The following is a 19,033-nucleotide window of genomic DNA, read 5'->3' on the forward strand; positions in this document are numbered from 1 at the left end:
ATGAATTCGCCACCTATTTCTTTTTCAAATCGGCTCCGGCAATATCTTCCCATCGATAATAATGGAATGTTTTATCGTCACTCATAACAACAAACAAGCCATGTTTGAAGGTTTCATTTAAATTAAAAGAGGTAGTTTCTGAACCATCACTTTGTGTTGCCATAACTGGCACAGTCTTCAGATATTTATGTTCGAAAGGATTGCTTTTGGTTCCTTCCCGACTAAAAACCTGAAAACGATTTGCCCCCTGGTCCGAAACCAAGATATATCCAGTACTGTCGGTCACTTTATAAATCGAAATACCTTCATGATCTTCTTTAAAACCTGCTGTAGCAAACAATGCCAACTGTTGGTTTCCCTTTGCTGGATCCGCATAGTATTGTTTTACGCCAGTCTGTTCGTCCGAATAGTAAATATATCCAAGCTCATTATCCACCGCTATTGCTTCAATCTCTTTCTTTCCACTAAATGAACCAAATTTGCGAACCAGTGTAGCTTTTACTGAACCAGAGCCATTATCCTCCAATAAATATTGTCCCAAATAGCCTTCTTTTGGTCCATTTTTTCGCCCAACAATAGCATAGATCTCTCCTTTTGGAGAAGTATATAGGGCAATCCCCATTAGATCTCTGAATTCAGGTTCAGTTTCACCAACAAACATATCTAATCCCCCTTGATCGATCGGCTTCATGTCAGGTAGTGAAAAAATACGCAATTTATGGGTCATACGCTCTGTTGTGACAGCGATATCAACAGGTTTCCCCTCCAATACCAAACCGTAAGCTACATCGACATTGTTTGGCCGTTTTAAATTGGAAACCACTTTTTCTTTGACCGTTTTACCCTGTAAATCGTACACGAATAAAGCTCCATCGGCATCTTTATCCGTTGCTATAATCAGACTCTTGCTCGGATCGTTCTTATTGATCCAAATTGCAGGATCATCCGAATCATAGCGTACAGCATCGGTCACAATAACAGGTTTAACTGAGTTTACCGTATTTGTTTGCGCATTTTTGCATGCTATTTGAAGCAGGGTTGATGCTCCCAAAGTTAGTGTTAGTATTGTTTTTAAATTTGTCATTATATGAAGTAAATTAGAATTTGGAACCAAATGCCCCAACATAAGCTGCAGGCTGAGGAGAATTATATGTTAGGCCGTTTGACATCACCAGGCCGCTCGTAAAATGGGGTTTAAAAGCCAAAGTACCGGCCTTTAATGCAGGTGAATTCCCCTGAAGATGAAAATCCCAGCTTGAATCAAATACGTAATTGTCAACTGATGTTTCTAAAGGATAAGAAACAAATTTAGGATTATTCTCCCCTGCAACTTTACCTCTAACATCATTACTACCGCCTACAATATCATTTTTACCGACCTGAAACTGATCTACAGTCAATTGACCGTAACCATAATACCAATTATTACCTGACACAGAACGGCTATCTTCTGGTTTTTTAGGATCACGCTTGACTCCAAAACGTGTATTGGCAAAAAGATTATTATAAATTTCTGCTCTGACAGAGGCTTCTAACCATATGGAACCTCCTTTGGCTGTAGGTCTGCGCCACCCTGTATTGAGCATGGTATTATTATAAACAATAATATAAGCCTGAGGTGTACGATCTCCCGAATTGGATAGTTTTAATGCATTGGTATTTACACTATACACTAGGTTATAAGCAACATCTGCAAGACATCCGGATTTGAAATTCATCGCTTCTCCACCTGTCACTCCATTAGAAAAGAAACGATTGTTAGCGAAAATGATTTTTCCGCCTTCAATATACGTACAGTCTTCGTGAAAATGACTTACAGTACTATTTTGAACAACTAGCTTTCCGTCTGGATTTGAGAACCACAAAGCTGGCAAAGCTTCACCAGACACTTTTTTATACAAGCCCATTTTTACAGAAGTCGACGCATCCGATGTAATTGCACCACCATATTCAATGACGGTATTGTCCAAAACAAGTTCCTGGCAGCTTGGAGCGGCTAAAATTCCTCCCCATAACTTGCCAAATTCATTCGTCTTCGTCTTATACCCATCTTCAACCGTAAATTTTACAGGATTTTCAGCTGTACCTAGTGCATACAAATTACCCAAAACAACAATTTCAGGCTTATTGACAGAATCCATCAATACGATTACACCTTCCTCAATCGTCAGGCTCTTGCCTTCAGGAATAATAATATCTCCCTTGATATGCTGCACACTCCCTTTGCTCCACACACCAGAGACCTCACCTATAGCACTTCCATCAGCATCAGAAGTATCAACATCAATATTTGCTTTTTCACAGGCACTTAGCACCACGATAAAAAACGCTAGAAACGATAAAATACATTTATTTTTCATCTGTATATATTTAATTTTTAATGATGAAGCAGATTTCACTTATCCAAAACATTGGCTTTCCAAAAAAGTGAAAGCTTCACCGAAACAAACTGTTGTTATTTCACGTCGCACATGTTCAGATTAAAACATGCCCCGTTTTACGCGGGTCTATTATTTACTAAACGAATAACGTAAACCAAGGATATAGTTCTGTCCATACAAATCCTTTCTAATCAAAGTATTTCCGCCTTCAATAAGCTTTTCAGCGATCTTCTCATTTTCGGGATTTGTTCCTTTCACATACAATTCCATTGGTGTATTCAAGATGTTGTTAGCTTTGGCAAAAATGGCCCAGCCAGCTTTAAATTTCTTCTCAATAGAAGCATCTAACTGAACAAATCCTTTTTGCCATAAATCATCGTTCAAAAATTGCGACACTGTATTGATTCGTGAGCCGGTGTAAGATCCAGCTAACTGTCCTTCCCAGCCATTATTAGCATCTTTGTAAAGTAACGATAGATTGGCCACATGTGCAGCTTGCCCATATAGCGGTCTCGTTTGATCCACGATAATCGCTTCAGGGTCCTGGGTGGTCTCATTGATTCGACGTGACATCTTGGAGGTCGTTATACGTGAATGGGTATAGGTATAATTGGCCTTAACACCAAATTTCTGGATATACTTGATATAATCAACCTCAAGACCAAAGTTATTGGCATTACCAAAATTACCAGGTGTGTAGTATACATCCTGCTTACGAACCTCATCCGGTTGAAAGGTATATTCAATTGGGTTTTTGATTTTCTTGTAAAACATACCCACAAGAAATTGAGAGGAAGCTTCTGGGAATAATTCATACCTTAAATCGAAGTTATCTGCTAAGGCATGTTTTAAATCTGGGTTTCCTTTTTCTAAAAACTCTTCATTAACCACACTTGAGGGTACAATTTCATAAAATCCAGGTCGGTTTAACGCACGATAATAGGCCGCATGAAGCTGTTGTTTTTCGTCCAAATGATATTTCATGGTCAAACTTGGCAGCCACTCTGTATAAATTTGGGATCCTTCCGGTCTTTTTTCTCCTGCAGGAAACAATAATTTATAATTCTGATTGGTATGCTCCATCCGGATCCCACCGATCATCTGCCATTTGTCATTCTCATAATTGAACATACCGTACAATGCTGTGGTCTTCTCACCAGCATCGTAAGTTAATGGATTTGCAACAGCTCCGGTAGGATTGGTGACGGTCAAATTGAGATCGGTATAGCGCTGAAAATCTACGCCGTATTTATACTTTGCCTCTTCTGCCGAAGCTGGTGATAAGTTATAGTTATTGTAAAAACTACTACGCTGTTTATCACGATACAAACCTCCGGTCGATAGCTCCAGCTTACTGTTTTCCATTGGAACTTTATAAGCTACATCCCAATAGCCTGCATGATCATTATCGGTATTCCGCTCCCAACGATAGGTTACAGGAGATTTATTGACGAGAGAAGCCCTTTTACGTTCAAAATTTTCTTCTACTCCATCCAAACTGATCATCGTGTTTTGTGGCAATTGATTGCGCGCTGAAGAAAGCACACCTGACCAACGGACATTCAGACGATTATCTAAAAAATGATGATCCCCCTGTAGCGTACCATTGTAGATCTGTTGCTGTGTTTTTCGGCTTCTTGTCACATAGGTCAGTTCGGCTTTACCAATACTGGGATCATACTGACCATTATATATCGTATTTACAGCATCACGCAATTGCATGTTATTTAAATTCACATACATTTGATAAAAGCTAACCCGATGATTTGGATTAAATCGATAGTCGATCTTGTTATGCAAACCTAAGCGTTGTTGCTGTTCATCATATTGACGATCATTCTGCTCAGTAATTACCGCATTGGGATTTACGCCAACGACAGCCGATTTGTAGAAAATAGAACGACTACCTCGATGTAAATTTTGATAACTCGCACCCAAAATAACGCCCAATTTATCATCCAAATACCGATTGCCTATTGTCAAATTGCCGACAAGGTCTGGAAGGGGTTTTTTATAGGTGTAATCTAACGCACCCTTATTAAAATCAGCAGCGGTTGCATTGTAATTCTTCCCATTCAGTTCGTAGGGAGATTTTGCCGAAGTTCCGCCTGTTGAAAAGCTTCCAAAATCACGATTAAAATAACGTTGACTGTAACCTGTTGCCAAGTTTGCCTGCAGCAATAATTTAGTCGGTGCCGATTTCATAACCATATTGACAACTCCACCCACCGCATCGGCTTCCATATTTGGTGTTAGCGACTTGTAGACTTCTAAGCGTTCCAACATATCTGAAGGAAATAAATCCAAAGGCACATAACGGTATTTATTATCCGGACTTGGAACCTTTACACCATTCACTAAAGTGGTATTGTAACGTTTGTCCATCCCCCTCAGAATAGCATATTGTCCCTCGCCATTCGAATTTCTTTCTATAGATACACCCGAAACACGCTGTACAACATTTGCAACGGTGATATCCGGAGAAATCTCTATTGCACGCGCCGAAACAACATTCATAATTTGTGACGCATTCTTTTCCAAACGCCTTGCACTAGGATCATCATCCCCCCCATTCCGACGTCCCTTTATGGTTACTTCCATTAATGTCTGTTCGGTAGATGTCAGCTGAAAAATAAAATGAGGAGTATTTTCTTTTTGAATTTCGATTTCTTTAATTAATTCGGCATAGGCCATATGCTTGATATGAACCCTATCCACACCTGCAGATAATCCTTTGAATTCAAACGAACCATCCAATTGTGTTTTGGTCGATAGCCCACGCTGTTCCAAGAATACTGTTGCACCAGCAATAGCTTCACCAGTTTGACCATCCAATACCTTACCTTTGATTTTGGTCGCATAAGCAGCGCTGACCGAAATACTGGAGGCAAGTAATACCGTTAAAAAGTTTTTCATTTTGCTTAGATTATTATGAATCTTTGATTGTTGTCGCAAAGATGGCAGCCAATTTTAATCACACAAAATATCTAGCGTTACAACAAGGAAACAAGGTAAAAAGAGCACTATACAGCAAGGAAACAGATAGATCTAAAACACTATCAAACAGCAACTTAAAAACAAATTACACGCCATTAACATTCTATTACTCCTGTGTTAAAAAATTATGAAATACCAACGAGATAACCCGCTAGATCATCTCCTTGTTCCAATCTTAATTTTTTTCGCAATCGATGTCTGGCAACACGAAGGCTATCTTGTGATATGCCCAATAGGACGGCAATCTCGATATTATTCAAATTTATTTTAAGCAATGCTATTAATCGCATATCTGCGGCCGTCAAATCTGGAAATCGTTGAATAAGTTTTTCAAAAAAGCTGTGATGCACCTTTTCGAAAGTTCCCATAAATTCTTTCCAATGGATGCCCTGTGTGATATTTTCATTGATCTGCAACACCAACTTCTGCATTTGTCGTTTTTGATCCCTGCGTTCGTCCTTAACCATTCCCTTTAATTCATCACGAAGTTCTTCCAAAAATTGATTGTTACGGATTAGATTTAAGGTATGGGATGTCAATTCTTTCTGCTTGATCGACAGCTCCTGTTTGAGCTGCTTATCTTCAAGCAACTGGTTTTTAAGGGCTACTTCAGTCAACTCACGTTCGGCCTCCTGTTTTCGCGATTCAGTAATCTGATTTTTGATCTTAATTTTCTGACGACTATGCAATACATAGGATAATACAATTAACAAAATTAAAACCACGATTGTTCCCCACAGCATGATTAAGTTAATTCTTTTTGTTACCTGCAATTTTTCAATCTCCTCAGCTTTTTGATTCATATCGTAGAGCGCCTGAAAAAAAGCGGTATGTCGAGCACCATCTACGCTATACAGTTCAAGCACCAGCTTACGGCTCTTTTCGGCATAAAAATATGCGCTATCCATTTGGCCACGCAAGGCGTATGTTCTACTCAAATCTTTTGTCGTAGCAGCCATTTGATACACATCACCCAAATTTTCCGCCATCTGATAGGCCAATTGCGTGAGTTTGATACTTTCTGGATATTTATTGGTCTTTCTAAAAATATCGCCCATATTATTTATGACCACAATTTTTCCATAATTGTCTTTTGTTTCCGTATAGAGGGTACTTGCTTTTTCAAAATGAAAAAAAGCGCTGTCATACCTTGCAAGATCTTCATAAATACTGCCCAAATTTTCATGGATCTTGGCTTCTCCATTTTTATTACCCGCACTGCTATAAATGGACAAAGCAAGATGCTGGTAGACAAAGGCGGAGTCGTAGTTAGCTTCCTTTTCAAATAAATGACCTATATTCCCTAATGTACCTGCCTCTCCATTTTTATCCCCCTCTGTTCGGAAAGAATGTAGCGCCTTGTTAAAATAAACTTTCGCTACATCATGTTGTTTGTTGAAAATATTGAGCTCCCCGATATCACTCCAATTCGAAGCAAGATGCTGTTTTGAATTTAATTGCGTATAGATTCGATCGGCTTGAAAATAGTAGTCCTGCGCCTGTCCATAATGTCCCTGATTGACACATAACCATCCAATCGCCTGTAAACAATTGGCTTGTAATAATAAGTCTTTATCCGTAACAGCTTTTGCATAACGTTTTTTGACGAGCATAATTGCAGAATCAGGATGGTTTTGACTTAATCCTCTAATATCCTTAAAGGATTCAACCTGCGCAGTACCCGGGTGACACAAAAAAAGCTGTATAAAAAAAAGTAGAAACAAAATAATTTTATCAGAAATCCTCATATTTAACGTAAATAATCGAATTGCAAATGTACATGAAACATGTTAACACAATATTAAATCACATAAAGCAATACGAGTTTTAACATAAGGAAGGCTGACTTATTTTTATCCGCCAAGCTCAACGATATACTATTAAAAAAGCCCTTTTATTGACGATACACATCAATAAAAGGGCTTGAAAATAGACAATCCCAAAACCGGTTAATTACCCGATTTCAATTCAATGAGCGGAGTGATCCGTTCTAATATATCAAATGCCACCTCTGCCATTTTATTACCTTTATTGTCCAATAACGGATTAACTTCAACAATTTCAAAACAAATTACCTTTCCAGATCGGATGATCTCTTCTAAAATCAACACAATCTCCCTTGGCAAAAAACCCTTAGGTACTGGTGTTCCCGTGCCATCCGAGATCAATTCACTATCCATGCTATCTACATCAAAAGAGATATAAACCATATCACATGCTTCTAGGATTTTCAATGCTTCAGCCACACAATCGGTTATTCCCCGCTGTCTCGTATCTTTCACACGATAGTTCTTAATGCCAAGTCGTTCAATGACCAGATCTTCCGGTTCTTCCGTATCCCTTACACCAAAATAAATCAAATGATTGGATTGTATTTTACCTACTGGGCCAGCTATTCGTTTTAGTTTATTCCAAAATTCTTGTGTCGATTCGTCTATTTCATTGATTTTGCATGGCAAATTATCCTCATTCAACATCGCCGCTAAAGGCATTCCATGCATATTGCCTGAGGGTGTTGTGTGCGGAGAATGAATATCGGCATGCGCATCTACCCAGATTACACCGAGTTGCTTATCGGGATAAGCGGACTTTATACCACTGATCGTCCCCATTGCGGAGGAATGATCCCCCGAAAACACCAATGGAAAATTGCCGGAAGATAAGCTATCTTCAACGGTGGAAGCTACTTGTTTGCATTGTTCATAAATCTGCTGAATATGTTTCGCAAAAGGATGATTATCATTCTGATAAATGGAGCTATTTCGAGTCGGCACATCAACAAATGGATAGTTAATGAAATATTGACTTCCTTTATTAATTGCAGCTATCTCGATGGCGTCGATGCCTAGATCTGAACCCCTAGTCCCTGCTCCTATATCCGATCTGTTTTTGATCAATTCAATCATTTTCTCCATACACTATTTCAAATTAGTCAACGATCGCTCAATAATCCCTAAGCAAGTCTCGACTTGCTCTTTTGTAATAACCAGCGGCGGAGCCAATCGAATTTTGTTACCATGTGTAGGCTTCGCTAAAAGTCCATTTTCTTTAAATTTGAGACAGATATTCCAGGCCAAATCACTTTCTTCATCCGCATCAATTACAATGGCAGTCAAGAGCCCCTTTCCTCGCACTTCTGTAATTAACGTGCACTTAGCGGCAATCTGACGCAATCCATCCAAAAACAATGCCCCCATCTGAAACGCCCGTTGCGTCAAATTTTCATCCCGTACAACATTTAACGCTTCCATAGCCACTGCACAGGCCAACGGGTTTCCACCATAAGTCGAACCATGTTCGCCCGGTTTAATACACAACATAATGGAATCATTTGCCAACACTGCCGATACCGGCAATACACCTCCCGATAACGCTTTCCCTAAAATCAGAACATCTGGTTTGCTTTGACTCTGCGCAGCATCAATATCATAGGATGCCAACATACTTCCCGTCCGAGCAATACCGGTTTGGATTTCGTCTGCAATAAACAATACATTGTATTTTGTACATAACTGTCTCACACGCATCAGATAATTCTCATCAGGAACGACAATACCCGCTTCGCCCTGAATTGGCTCAACAATAAAGCCAGCAATATTTTCATCTGCTTTGAATAACTGTTCTAGCGCATCAACATCATTATAGGGAACGAGTACTATGCCATCTAAAAAGGGACCAAATTCATGTGTTGCAGTACGATCATTGGATGCCGATATAACGGAGATTGTCCTACCATGGAAATTGTCTTTGGCAAAAACAATTTTCGCTTGATTGGCTGCTACACCTTTCACCTGATAGGCCCATTTACGACAAAGCTTCATTGCCGTTTCTACCGCTTCAACTCCCGAATTCATCACCAAAGCCTTATCAAACCCAAATAACTGACAAAGCATTTCTTCAAAATCGCCCAATTTATTATTATAAAACGCTCTCGATGTAAGTGTCAATTTCGCAGCTTGCTCTTTTAAAGCATCTATAATTCGCGGATGGCAGTGTCCCTGATTGACAGCAGAATATGCAGACAAGAAATCAAAATAAGATTTTCCATCAACATCCCACACCATGACTCCTTCAGCTCTTTCCAATACGACTGGAAGAGGATGGTAATTGTGCGCTCCATATTTTTCTTCTTTGGCAATGAACATCTCGCCCTTACCATGTTTAGCTACTGTACTCATAATTCAGATTTTTTCTAATAATAACAAATATACAATATTTACTTTTTTATTGACTGAAAAATAAAATTTAACACTAAATTAGCATAGAAATATTAAAATTAACTTTTAAACCACTTTCTACAATGAATAATATCGATGATTTTGATTTACAAATTTTAAAATATTTAGACGAAGATGGACGAATGGCCTACTCTGCAATAGCAACAGCTATGGGCGTATCCAATACGATGATCCATCAACGAATCAACCGATTGACAGAACAAGGAATACTGGCCGGTATAAAGCCTGTATTAAATGAAAAAAAGCTAGGCTATGATTGGGGTGCTTTTACAGGGCTAAGTTTAGAAAAAGATCATGACTCGAGCCGAATTATTGAAGAACTTAAGAAAATACCAGAAGTTACAGAATGCTATTACATTACGGGCAATTACACGCTATATGTAAAAATTATTGCTAAGAACCACGAACATATGCGACAATTGCTTTATGAAAAAATCGATAGCATTCCAGGAATTGCAAAAACAGATTCCCTTATTGAATTAGGCTGTGCCTTCAAGCGAAATATTATATTCTAGAACAAGGCAACAACCGACGGGATCCTGAATATGATTTTTCAGGGTCTCCACGTTATTTACCGATATTTGCCAACTCTTCTTCCGTCCAATAGATCAATTCGCGCAAAACATACACATTTTCATAACTTCCCAATCCATCGATATAATCCCACAAATCACCTTCAACTTTCACAGGTCTTCCATGATGAAGTATGTCATATCCATTGTCCAACCAATTTTGTATCTGCTCTTTATCCATCGTTATCAAAACTTATTGTTAATTATCTTTAAAATGACTATATCAAATATAATGTATTTTACGATGGCTACCCACATCTGTCTAAAAGAAACTCAAATTTCAACAACTTTTTGACATAGCCTTTATCACAATTTAATAAGTTCTCGCGCTAATTGACAAATTTTAAAAAGAAAAAAAGTATATTCGTATAACATCAAATATCATTGTTATGGCAGATTTTTTCTACGTTGGATACGAAGGTGAAGACGAATTACTCGAACTGGTGGCTGTATCTACTATTCAATCCCTCCTCTATTTTCAGGACGCCGATCAAGAGGATTTTACGACAATAAAAACCGCTATTGATCAAAATTTTATCGTCGAAGAAGACTTGATTACCGTCGCAGACACCCTCCGATTGGATCAATCTATTGTTCGCTTTACTCCTGGCAAGCCTAATTATAAAGATTAATTGCATGCTCAATCATCTCGGCAAATAACGCTCAGTAAAGCAATTAATACAAGATAATTAGTAAAGAAAAGAAGTAAGGAAATAATGAAGGTAGTTTTAATAGGCGGTTCTGGCGCTACAGGAAGGGCGCTCGTTCAATTGATGTTAAAATCTAAGGAAATTACGGAAATCGTAGTGCTTTTAAGACGTGTCTCGTTTGAGGAGCATATTAAATTGAAACAGGTTATCGTAGATTTCGAAAATCTAACGGATTTTGAGCAAGTGATACAGGGCAATGTCGCAATTTCCTGCCTTGGCACCACATTAAAAGACGCAGGCAGTAAAGATGCACAATGGAAAATAGATCATGATCTTAATTTGCAATTTGCGGCATTGGCTAAAAAAAATGGTTTTCCTACCTTTCTCTTATTATCGGCTGTTCTTGCGGATCCTGCATCAAAAATTTTTTATAACCGCATGAAAGGAAGCCTTGAACAGGATGTTAAGGCACTTGATTTCAATCGGCTTATTATTTTCCAGCCTGGAGGACTAATCCGACCAAATACAGATCGCTTGGGTGAAAAAACAGCTATAGCTGCCCTTCGTATCTTTAATACAATAGGATTATTCAAAACATACGAGCCTCTTTCAGTAGGACAAGTTGCTATGGCAATGTTACAGGCGATCAATCACTACAAAACAGGTATCCATACAGTAACCGTGAAAGATATCCAGAAATTAGCAGCAGAAACCAGTTGAAACAAGTAAAAAAACAATTCATAATATTGAATTAACAGTAAGCTAATCCTAAGGTTGTAATTTGTGTTTTTTTAAAATAACAACCATTCAAATGAAAAAACACGTTTTATTTCTGTTTCTCCTCGTTTTTGTACATGTTTTCCCCTCTTTTGGCCAAGAAGCAAAATACATCTTTTATTTAATTGGTGATGGCATGGGCCTCAACCAGGTTAATCTCACCGAAATTCATCAAGCTGAAGTACAGCATAAAGATAATCCCATCCCACTTGTGTTTACCCAATTTCCTCATGTTGGATTTGCCTCCACACATTCACTCTCCAATGGCGTAACGGACTCAGGCGCTGGAGGTACCGCATTAGCCGTTGGAAAAAAAACCAAAAATGGCGTTATCGGTATGGATAGTACAGGAACTGTCCCCTATAAGAGTATAGCTTATGCCGCAAAGCAAAAAGGAAAGAAAGTCGGTATTATTACAAGCGTCAGCATAGACCACGCTACCCCGGCTTCATTTTATGCGCACCAAGCAGACCGCGACATGTATTATGAAATCGGTAAAGAAATTGTCACTTCCAATTTTGATTTTTTTGGCGGATCCAATTTTCTCAAACCCGAAACAACATTTGATCATAAAAAGGCGCCATCGCTTTTCCCCATATTAGAAAAAGCCGGCTATAAAGTGCTTAAAGGAAAAGATGCTTATGCACAACTACCAAATAAATCAGATAAGATCATATTGATGAATTCAGATGGCAGTCCTATAGATGCCCTTAAATATGCCATAGACCAAAAGCCAAATGATTTAAAATTGGCAGATATCACATCTGCAGCTATCACTTCACTGCATAAAAACAATACAAATGGTTTCTTTTTAATGATTGAAGGTGGAAAAATTGATTGGGCATGCCATGCAAATGATGCGGCTACAACGATCCAGGAAGTATTGGATTTCAATGCCTCCGTACAACTCGCCTATGATTTTTATAAAAAATTCCCAAATGAAACACTTATAGTCGTTACGGCGGACCATGAAACAGGAGGATTAGGTGTCGGTAATGGAAGTTCTTCGCTGAAAACAAAATTCTTGTCACACCAAAAAATCTCGCATGCAGAACTTTCGAACGCAATTGGCAACCTTCGTAAGAATAATCCAAATGCAACATGGGACGATCTCAAGAATCTCATTGCTGCTCAAACTGGTTTATTTTCCAAAATTACAATCCATGAAACTGATCGTAATGCTTTAGAAGCTGCCTATCAAAAAAGCTTTGTCGATCACCACAATGAAACCGCAAAAAGCCTTTACGCAAGCGACGACAAAATAGCCGCATTGAGTATTTCAATCTTAAATCGGATGGGATCAATAAGCTGGGCCTCTAACAACCATTCGGCCGCCTATGCACCGGTATATGCGATCGGAGTTGGCTCCGAGCAATTCAGTCAGAAAATGGATAACACAGATATACCAAAGAAAATCGCTACAGCAGCACAACTTAGTTTGGACTAAACAAAAAAAGATCCTCAAGAAATCTTGGGGATCTTTTTTATGAGCCTCTTATCGGAATCGAACCAATGACCTACTGATTACAAGTCAGTTGCTCTACCAGCTGAGCTAAAGAGGCTTTCACATGAATTTTAATGAGTGTCGCTCAAAGAGCCTCTTATCGGAATCGAACCAATGACCTACTGATTACAAGTCAGTTGCTCTACCAGCTGAGCTAAAGAGGCTTTTTAAAGAAGTTTAATGCATGTTGCTTAAAAGAGCCTCTTATCGGAATCGAACCAATGACCTACTGATTACAAGTCAGTTGCTCTACCAGCTGAGCTAAAGAGGCGTTACTTCTTTTCAATCTTACAACGTCTGACCGTTTTAAGATGCTGCAAATATCGAAAGCTTAAACCAAAAATGCAAGTCGATTTCAAGAATTTTATACCCTGTTAAGCCAATTATTTAAAAATCAAGCGCATTATTTTCAATAACTGAAAATTTGTCATGATTCAATAAAAAATATCGCCATTTTTTCCGAAGTATGGCTTAAAAACCGAATGGCACTTCAATTGTTATAACCAATATGTATCAACGAAACTTTAAATAAGAGAATAAAAATGAATTTTAACAACTATACAATTAAAGCCCAAGAGGCTATACAAAAAGCATCCGAAATTGCGGCTGGCCATCAACAACAGGCGATTGAGACAGCGCATATTTTAAAAGCTTTACTCACAGTGGATGAAAATGTTGTCAGCCACTTATTAAAAAAGTTAAATGTCAACATCAGCTATCTCGGAACTGAACTTGACAAACAAATTGAAGGTTTTCCGAAGGTTAGTGGTAGCAATATTTATTTAAGTAGCGATGCCAACAATGCACTTCAGAAAGCACAGGGCTATCTCAAAGAATTCAATGATGAATTTGTCTCGGTAGAGCATTTATTATTGGGTATCCTGGCGACCTCTGATAAGACCTCAACATTACTTAAGTCACAGGGCGTTACAGAAAAAGACTTAAAGACCGCCATAAAAGAATTGCGCGGAAACAGTCGGGTAACCGATCAAAATGCGGAGGCCACCTATAATGCTCTGGGGAAATATGCACGAAATTTAAATGAATATGCCGAATCCGGCAAATTGGATCCTGTTATCGGCCGTGATGAGGAAATTAGACGGGTGATGCAGATACTCTCCCGTCGTACCAAAAACAACCCAATACTCGTTGGTGAACCTGGGGTTGGTAAAACGGCTATTGCGGAAGGTATTGCTTACAGAATTATAAAAGGCGACGCACCTGAAAACTTAAAATCTAAGATTGTATTTTCCTTAGATATGGGCGCTTTGGTTGCCGGAGCTAAATATAAAGGTGAATTTGAAGAACGTCTAAAAGCGGTTGTAAAAGAAGTTACCGATTCCAATGGAGACATTATACTCTTTATCGATGAAATCCATACATTAGTGGGTGCTGGAGGTGGTGAAGGCGCAATGGATGCGGCTAATATCCTCAAACCGGCGTTAGCTAGAGGTGAACTACGTGCAATTGGAGCGACAACCTTAAACGAATACCAAAAATACTTTGAGAAAGATAAAGCATTAGAGCGCAGGTTCCAGAAAGTCATGGTTGAAGAACCTGACACGCAAGATGCCATTTCCATTCTCCGTGGCCTAAAAGAACGCTACGAAACACACCATAAGGTACGCATTCTGGATGAGTCTATCATTGCTGCAGTGGAATTGTCACAGCGCTATATTGCCGATCGTTTTCTACCAGATAAAGCGATTGATTTAATTGATGAGGCAGCATCCAAATTGCGCCTTGAAATGGATTCTGTACCGGAAGCTGTCGATGAGCTTGAACGTCGTATCATGCAATTGGAAATTGAGCGTGAAGCTTTGAAACGTGAAAATGACGATAAAAAAGTCGCAGAACTGTCGGAAAGTATCGCTAATCTATCTGCAGAAAGAGATACGTTGAGAGCATCGTGGCAAGAAGAAAAGAGTCTTGTTGACAATGTCAATCAAGAGATTGAGAATATTGAAAACTACAAACTCGAAGCTGAGCAGGCCGAGCGTTCCGGAGACTATGGAAAGGTAGCAGAACTTCGTTATGGACGAATTAAAGAAGCGCAAGAAAAAGTGGACAAACTAAAGGCTGAACTCGCCGAAAAACAAGAAAGTAAGCGTATGCTCAAAGAAGAAGTTACTTCAGAAGACATTGCTGATGTTGTTGCAAAATGGACGGGAATACCTGTGAGTAAAATGATTCAATCAGAACGCGAAAAATTACTGAATCTAGAGGAAGAGCTTCATAAACGTGTCGCCGGTCAGGATGAAGCAATAGAAGCTATTTCCGATGCCATTCGTCGATCACGTGCTGGATTAAATGATGCGAAACGACCAATAGGATCGTTCATATTTTTGGGGACTACTGGAGTCGGAAAAACCGAACTTGCAAAAGCACTTGCCGAGTTCTTATTTGACGACGAACAATCCATGGTTCGTATTGATATGTCGGAATATCAAGAACGACACGCAGTGTCTCGTTTAATCGGAGCGCCTCCGGGATATGTCGGCTATGATGAAGGCGGACAGTTGACTGAAGCAGTCCGAAGAAGACCTTATTCTGTTGTTTTGTTAGATGAAATTGAAAAAGCTCATCCCGATGTATTCAATATCCTATTGCAGGTATTGGATGATGGCCATCTTACAGACAACAAAGGTCGTACGGTAAACTTCAAAAACACCATTATCATTATGACCTCCAATACGGGGTCAACCATTATACAGGAGAATTTCAGTCATCTGACCGATGATAATAGGGATGAAATTATCGCCAAAACACGCAATGAGGTCTTCGATCTTTTAAAACAATCGATTCGCCCCGAGTTTTTGAACCGTATCGATGAAGTGATTATGTTTACGCCATTAAGTCGAGACGAAATTGGAGATATTGTTCGTTTACAATTTGCACATGTTCAGAAACAGCTGGCCGAACAAAATATATTCATTACGGCTTCTGATGAAGCAATGGATTGGTTGGCACAGCTTGGTTATGACCCTATTTATGGAGCGAGACCCTTAAAACGTGTTATTCAAAAACGAATTTTAAATGAATTATCAAAGGAAATTTTATCCGGAAAAGTAAATCGCGATTCGATTATTCGTCTGGATGTATTCGACGGTAAATTTGTGTTCATCAATAAACAAGAACAATAAAAAAAAGAACGTCCGATAGTACTATCGGACGTTCTTTTTTTTATTGCTAATTTTTAAACATTTAACCTGTAATACCTAAAGCTTTTAACAACTTGTTTATATCGTCTTCGCCGTCCAAATGCTGCACCAATACTTTGGTTTTTGCATCATAGATATAAAGCGAAGGGTAATTGCTTGGTTTAAATTTTTCAATAAATTGGGTTCCAGCATCAAACAAGAATTTGACATTTGGGGCACTTTTCAATGCCTTCGCATGCATATTAATAAATCCATCGACATAAGGCTTGTCATTCATGGAGATAAAATAGAAGGATACATTCTTGAATTTGGACAAGTGCTGTGCGATACCAGCGCCCATTTTCTGGCAATGGCCACAACCCGGGTCGTAAAAATCCAACACAATATAACCCGATTTTGGAAGCTTGTCCGAATTAAACTTGTTAGCCTGATAGACCTCCTCGAAAGTAAACGATGGAAGTGTTTTGGGTGCCTGTGCAAAAACAGGTTGAAATAAGAAAAATACACTTACAAAAAATAGGGAACAAAGGAACCTCATGTTAAAGAAATTTAAACCAACAGTGACTATTCAATTAATTTTAATCAATAATACTTAAAAATGCGCTTCAGTCAACTATTATTTTAGTTTTTTTACAAAAAATCCGTAAGTTTGGGCTAATTTTTAAATCGATCAAATCTATTAATACTTATTAATCGTGAAAAAACGAATTGCTATTTTTGCTTCAGGTTCAGGGTCCAATGCTCAAAAAATAATGGAACATTTCAAGTATTCAGATGAAGCTGAGGTTGCCTTGATTTTATCCAATAACCCTGATGCTTACGTTATTCAACGAGCCGACAATTTTGAAATACCTGCACATATATTTGATCGTGATGAATTTTACAAAACCGACAACGTTGTCAATATTCTTAAAAACTTAAATATTGATCTGATTGTTTTGGCAGGTTTTCTTTGGCTCGTTCCGAATAACCTTCTGAAAGCATTTCCAAATCAAATTATAAATATACATCCTGCTCTCCTACCAAAATATGGTGGCAAAGGTATGTATGGTGACCATGTGCACAAAGCCGTTTTGGCCAATAAGGAAGAGGAACATGGCATTACGATCCACTTCGCAAATGAACATTTTGACGAGGGGGAAATTATATACCAAGCACGATTCAAAGTGGATCCCAACGATACTTTAGACATTATTAAATTTAAAGGGCAGCAACTCGAACATCAGTACTTCCCTAAAATAATTGAAAATCTTATCAAAAAAATGTAAAAACAATTCTATTATTTAGAATTGTTTTAAACAAATTGTAACTTTGTATTATGAACGAAGTTATTGAATCTGTGTTGGAGATCGATGAGTCAGAAAATAAAGCCGGGTTGTTTCAGTTTCGGAATACGGCTATGAACCCTTTTTCTGACTTTTCTTGTGCCTGCTTTAAAAAGTGTTGCAAAAAATATAAAGAAGGCAAACGCTGTAAAAAATGTCCGGGACGAAAAAAATAGCTATTTGTTGACTACTCTTCCAGGTAGTCTAAATCTTTATCAAAGCTTTCTTCTAACTGGGTCAACGAATAAATTGCTATACCCGAAAGAACGACAACCATTGTAATTGCTGCTGGCACAATTCCAAATGCATTTACTAGAAGCCCATATAGCATTGTTGACGGAATGAGTGCACCCCGTACAAAATTGGGGGCCGTCGTTGCAACAGTTGCTCTGAGATTTGTACCAAATTGTTCCGCTGAGATAGTCACAAAGGTTGCCCAATATCCTACTCCTAAGCCCATTATAAAGGCAAGGCTTAAAAACTTTGTCGCTGTAATACCATCACTCAATAAATACCATAGTGAACTTCCAATGATAATTAATTGACATATAAACACCACTTTTTTGCGGGATTTTAAAATCTGTGCGAATATTCCTGCCAGTACATCCCCGATAGAAATACCGATATAGGTAAACATCACCCCTTGACCAGCACTCAGTGTACCTGTAGCCCCCAAGGCCTTGCCGATTTCCGGAGCCTGTGTAACCAAAACACCGACAACAAACCAGATTGGAAGGCCAATACAGAGACAGTTAACATACCGTTTTAACCGGCTTTTATTTGTAAAAAGCATACGGATATCTCCTTTCACAACACCCGATTTATCTTGATCCTTAAATAATCCTGATTCAAAAGAGCCAATGCGCAACAGTAACAACAGTAAGCCCATTCCACCACCGACAAAGTAGGCCGTCCGCCAGTCAAATTCTTCCGAGACAAAATAGGCCAATATAGCGCCTAAAACACCGACACCGGCAACCAACATGGTCCCATAACCGCGTTTTGATTTATGCATACTTTCAGAAACCAAGGTAATTCCCGCCCCCAGTTCTCCGGCCAATCCAACGCCCGCTATAAAACGAATAATACCATACATAAGCACATCATGTACAAAACCATTTGCAATGTTCGCTACAGAGTATAAAAGAATCGATCCAAAAAGCACTTTTAAACGTCCAAATTTATCCCCTATAATCCCCCAAAGAATTCCACCCAACAGCAAACCGCCCATTTGCATATTGAGCACAAATTCACCCTTTACCCGCATTTCTTCCGCAGGGACGCCAATATCAGTGAAGGACTGAATACGAACTATGGAGAAAATAATCAAATCGTAGATATCGACGAAATAGCCCAGTGATGCAATCATAACCAGTAACCATACTTTTTTGCTGGATTGTTTTTCTTTTATTGTTGACATTTTAGGTT

The 19,033-nt window shown here is 38.7% G+C and carries 15 protein-coding genes and 3 tRNA genes; 6 read left to right on the forward strand and 12 right to left on the reverse strand.

The window, feature by feature from the left end:
* Positions 1-13 precede the first annotated feature (13 nt).
* From K2F45_RS14070 to rocD, 6 genes are all read right to left on the reverse strand, one after another.
* A complete protein-coding gene (locus K2F45_RS14070; protein ID WP_075992738.1) occupies positions 14-1,084 on the reverse strand; it encodes a phytase in 1,071 nt (356 codons plus the stop codon).
* Positions 1,085-1,097: 13 nt separating this feature from the next.
* Entirely contained in the window at positions 1,098-2,360 is a 1,263-nt protein-coding gene (locus tag K2F45_RS14075; protein ID WP_248931735.1) for a right-handed parallel beta-helix repeat-containing protein, read from the reverse strand.
* Positions 2,361-2,510: 150 nt separating this feature from the next.
* Positions 2,511-5,297 (reverse strand): TonB-dependent receptor, encoded by a 2,787-nt coding sequence (locus K2F45_RS14080; RefSeq protein WP_075994818.1) that lies wholly within the window; start codon positions 5,295-5,297, stop codon positions 2,511-2,513.
* 206 nt (positions 5,298-5,503) lie between these two features.
* Positions 5,504-7,126: a tetratricopeptide repeat protein gene (locus K2F45_RS14085; protein WP_248931736.1), complete on the reverse strand. Its 1,623-nt coding sequence runs from the start codon at positions 7,124-7,126 to the stop codon at positions 5,504-5,506.
* 201 nt (positions 7,127-7,327) lie between these two features.
* On the reverse strand, positions 7,328-8,293 hold the full coding sequence (locus tag K2F45_RS14090) for an arginase (RefSeq protein WP_075992740.1): 966 nt from the start codon (positions 8,291-8,293) through the stop codon (positions 7,328-7,330).
* Positions 8,294-8,296: 3 nt separating this feature from the next.
* A complete protein-coding gene (gene rocD, locus K2F45_RS14095) occupies positions 8,297-9,556 on the reverse strand; it encodes an ornithine--oxo-acid transaminase (RefSeq protein ID WP_075992741.1) in 1,260 nt (419 codons plus the stop codon).
* A gap of 122 nt (positions 9,557-9,678) precedes the next feature.
* Here rocD and K2F45_RS14100 point away from each other — a divergent pair, with 122 nt between their 5' ends.
* A complete protein-coding gene (locus K2F45_RS14100) occupies positions 9,679-10,131 on the forward strand; it encodes an Lrp/AsnC family transcriptional regulator (RefSeq protein ID WP_075992742.1) in 453 nt (150 codons plus the stop codon).
* Between the two features lie 52 nt (positions 10,132-10,183).
* On the opposite strand, the gene K2F45_RS14105 is transcribed toward K2F45_RS14100, so the two are convergent.
* On the reverse strand, positions 10,184-10,369 hold the full coding sequence (locus K2F45_RS14105; RefSeq protein WP_046673540.1) for a hypothetical protein: 186 nt from the start codon (positions 10,367-10,369) through the stop codon (positions 10,184-10,186).
* Between the two features lie 208 nt (positions 10,370-10,577).
* Between K2F45_RS14105 and K2F45_RS14110 the strand changes: the two genes are divergently transcribed.
* The 3 genes from K2F45_RS14110 to K2F45_RS14120 all read left to right on the forward strand — a co-directional run bounded on the left by K2F45_RS14110 (position 10,578) and on the right by K2F45_RS14120 (position 13,062).
* A complete protein-coding gene (locus K2F45_RS14110) occupies positions 10,578-10,820 on the forward strand; it encodes a hypothetical protein (protein WP_046673541.1) in 243 nt (80 codons plus the stop codon).
* A gap of 84 nt (positions 10,821-10,904) precedes the next feature.
* A complete protein-coding gene (locus K2F45_RS14115; protein WP_083663642.1) occupies positions 10,905-11,558 on the forward strand; it encodes an NAD(P)H-binding protein in 654 nt (217 codons plus the stop codon).
* A 91-nt stretch (positions 11,559-11,649) separates the two neighbouring features.
* Positions 11,650-13,062, forward strand: coding sequence for an alkaline phosphatase (locus K2F45_RS14120; RefSeq protein ID WP_075992744.1), 1,413 nt, complete (start codon positions 11,650-11,652; stop codon positions 13,060-13,062).
* Between the two features lie 42 nt (positions 13,063-13,104).
* Here the strand turns inward: K2F45_RS14120 and K2F45_RS14125 are convergent.
* The 3 genes from K2F45_RS14125 to K2F45_RS14135 all read right to left on the reverse strand — a co-directional run bounded on the left by K2F45_RS14125 (position 13,105) and on the right by K2F45_RS14135 (position 13,390).
* Positions 13,105-13,177, reverse strand: a tRNA-Thr gene (locus K2F45_RS14125).
* A gap of 33 nt (positions 13,178-13,210) precedes the next feature.
* Positions 13,211-13,283 (reverse strand) — tRNA-Thr (locus tag K2F45_RS14130).
* Positions 13,284-13,317: 34 nt separating this feature from the next.
* Positions 13,318-13,390 (reverse strand) — tRNA-Thr (locus tag K2F45_RS14135).
* Between the two features lie 271 nt (positions 13,391-13,661).
* Between K2F45_RS14135 and clpB the strand changes: the two genes are divergently transcribed.
* Positions 13,662-16,262 carry an ATP-dependent chaperone ClpB gene (gene clpB, locus K2F45_RS14140; RefSeq protein WP_075992745.1) on the forward strand — a complete coding sequence of 867 codons (2,601 nt, stop codon included), beginning with the start codon at positions 13,662-13,664 and terminating at the stop codon, positions 16,260-16,262.
* A gap of 61 nt (positions 16,263-16,323) precedes the next feature.
* Here clpB and K2F45_RS14145 read toward each other — a convergent pair whose 3' ends face one another.
* Positions 16,324-16,818, reverse strand: a complete 495-nt coding sequence (locus K2F45_RS14145) for a TlpA family protein disulfide reductase (RefSeq protein ID WP_075992746.1) — start codon at positions 16,816-16,818, stop codon at positions 16,324-16,326.
* 157 nt (positions 16,819-16,975) lie between these two features.
* On the opposite strand from K2F45_RS14145, the gene purN reads away from it, so the two are divergent.
* Entirely contained in the window at positions 16,976-17,548 is a 573-nt protein-coding gene (gene purN, locus K2F45_RS14150) for a phosphoribosylglycinamide formyltransferase (protein WP_070563826.1), read from the forward strand.
* A gap of 244 nt (positions 17,549-17,792) precedes the next feature.
* On the opposite strand, the gene K2F45_RS14155 is transcribed toward purN, so the two are convergent.
* Positions 17,793-19,025 carry an MFS transporter gene (locus tag K2F45_RS14155; protein WP_075994819.1) on the reverse strand — a complete coding sequence of 411 codons (1,233 nt, stop codon included), beginning with the start codon at positions 19,023-19,025 and terminating at the stop codon, positions 17,793-17,795.
* Between the last annotated feature and the right edge of the window lie 8 nt (positions 19,026-19,033).

It is taken from the genome of Sphingobacterium siyangense (assembly GCF_023277505.1).
Taxonomy (GTDB): domain Bacteria; phylum Bacteroidota; class Bacteroidia; order Sphingobacteriales; family Sphingobacteriaceae; genus Sphingobacterium; species Sphingobacterium siyangense.

What these genes read in the sequence shown, in the direction of transcription:
- rocD (WP_075992741.1), bottom strand. Translation starts at nt 9,556, where the DNA reads ATGAGTACAGTAGCTAAACATGGTAAGGGCGAGATGTTCATTGCCAAA.
- K2F45_RS14105 (WP_046673540.1), bottom strand. Translation starts at nt 10,369, where the DNA reads ATGGATAAAGAGCAGATACAAAATTGGTTGGACAATGGATATGACATA.
- K2F45_RS14075 (WP_248931735.1), bottom strand. Translation starts at nt 2,360, where the DNA reads ATGAAAAATAAATGTATTTTATCGTTTCTAGCGTTTTTTATCGTGGTG.
- K2F45_RS14115 (WP_083663642.1), top strand. Translation starts at nt 10,905, where the DNA reads ATGAAGGTAGTTTTAATAGGCGGTTCTGGCGCTACAGGAAGGGCGCTC.
- K2F45_RS14090 (WP_075992740.1), bottom strand. Translation starts at nt 8,293, where the DNA reads ATGGAGAAAATGATTGAATTGATCAAAAACAGATCGGATATAGGAGCA.
- clpB (WP_075992745.1), top strand. Translation starts at nt 13,662, where the DNA reads ATGAATTTTAACAACTATACAATTAAAGCCCAAGAGGCTATACAAAAA.
- K2F45_RS14100 (WP_075992742.1), top strand. Translation starts at nt 9,679, where the DNA reads ATGAATAATATCGATGATTTTGATTTACAAATTTTAAAATATTTAGAC.
- K2F45_RS14080 (WP_075994818.1), bottom strand. Translation starts at nt 5,297, where the DNA reads ATGAAAAACTTTTTAACGGTATTACTTGCCTCCAGTATTTCGGTCAGC.
- K2F45_RS14085 (WP_248931736.1), bottom strand. Translation starts at nt 7,126, where the DNA reads ATGAGGATTTCTGATAAAATTATTTTGTTTCTACTTTTTTTTATACAG.
- K2F45_RS14120 (WP_075992744.1), top strand. Translation starts at nt 11,650, where the DNA reads ATGAAAAAACACGTTTTATTTCTGTTTCTCCTCGTTTTTGTACATGTT.
- K2F45_RS14110 (WP_046673541.1), top strand. Translation starts at nt 10,578, where the DNA reads ATGGCAGATTTTTTCTACGTTGGATACGAAGGTGAAGACGAATTACTC.
- K2F45_RS14145 (WP_075992746.1), bottom strand. Translation starts at nt 16,818, where the DNA reads ATGAGGTTCCTTTGTTCCCTATTTTTTGTAAGTGTATTTTTCTTATTT.
- K2F45_RS14070 (WP_075992738.1), bottom strand. Translation starts at nt 1,084, where the DNA reads ATGACAAATTTAAAAACAATACTAACACTAACTTTGGGAGCATCAACC.
- K2F45_RS14155 (WP_075994819.1), bottom strand. Translation starts at nt 19,025, where the DNA reads ATGTCAACAATAAAAGAAAAACAATCCAGCAAAAAAGTATGGTTACTG.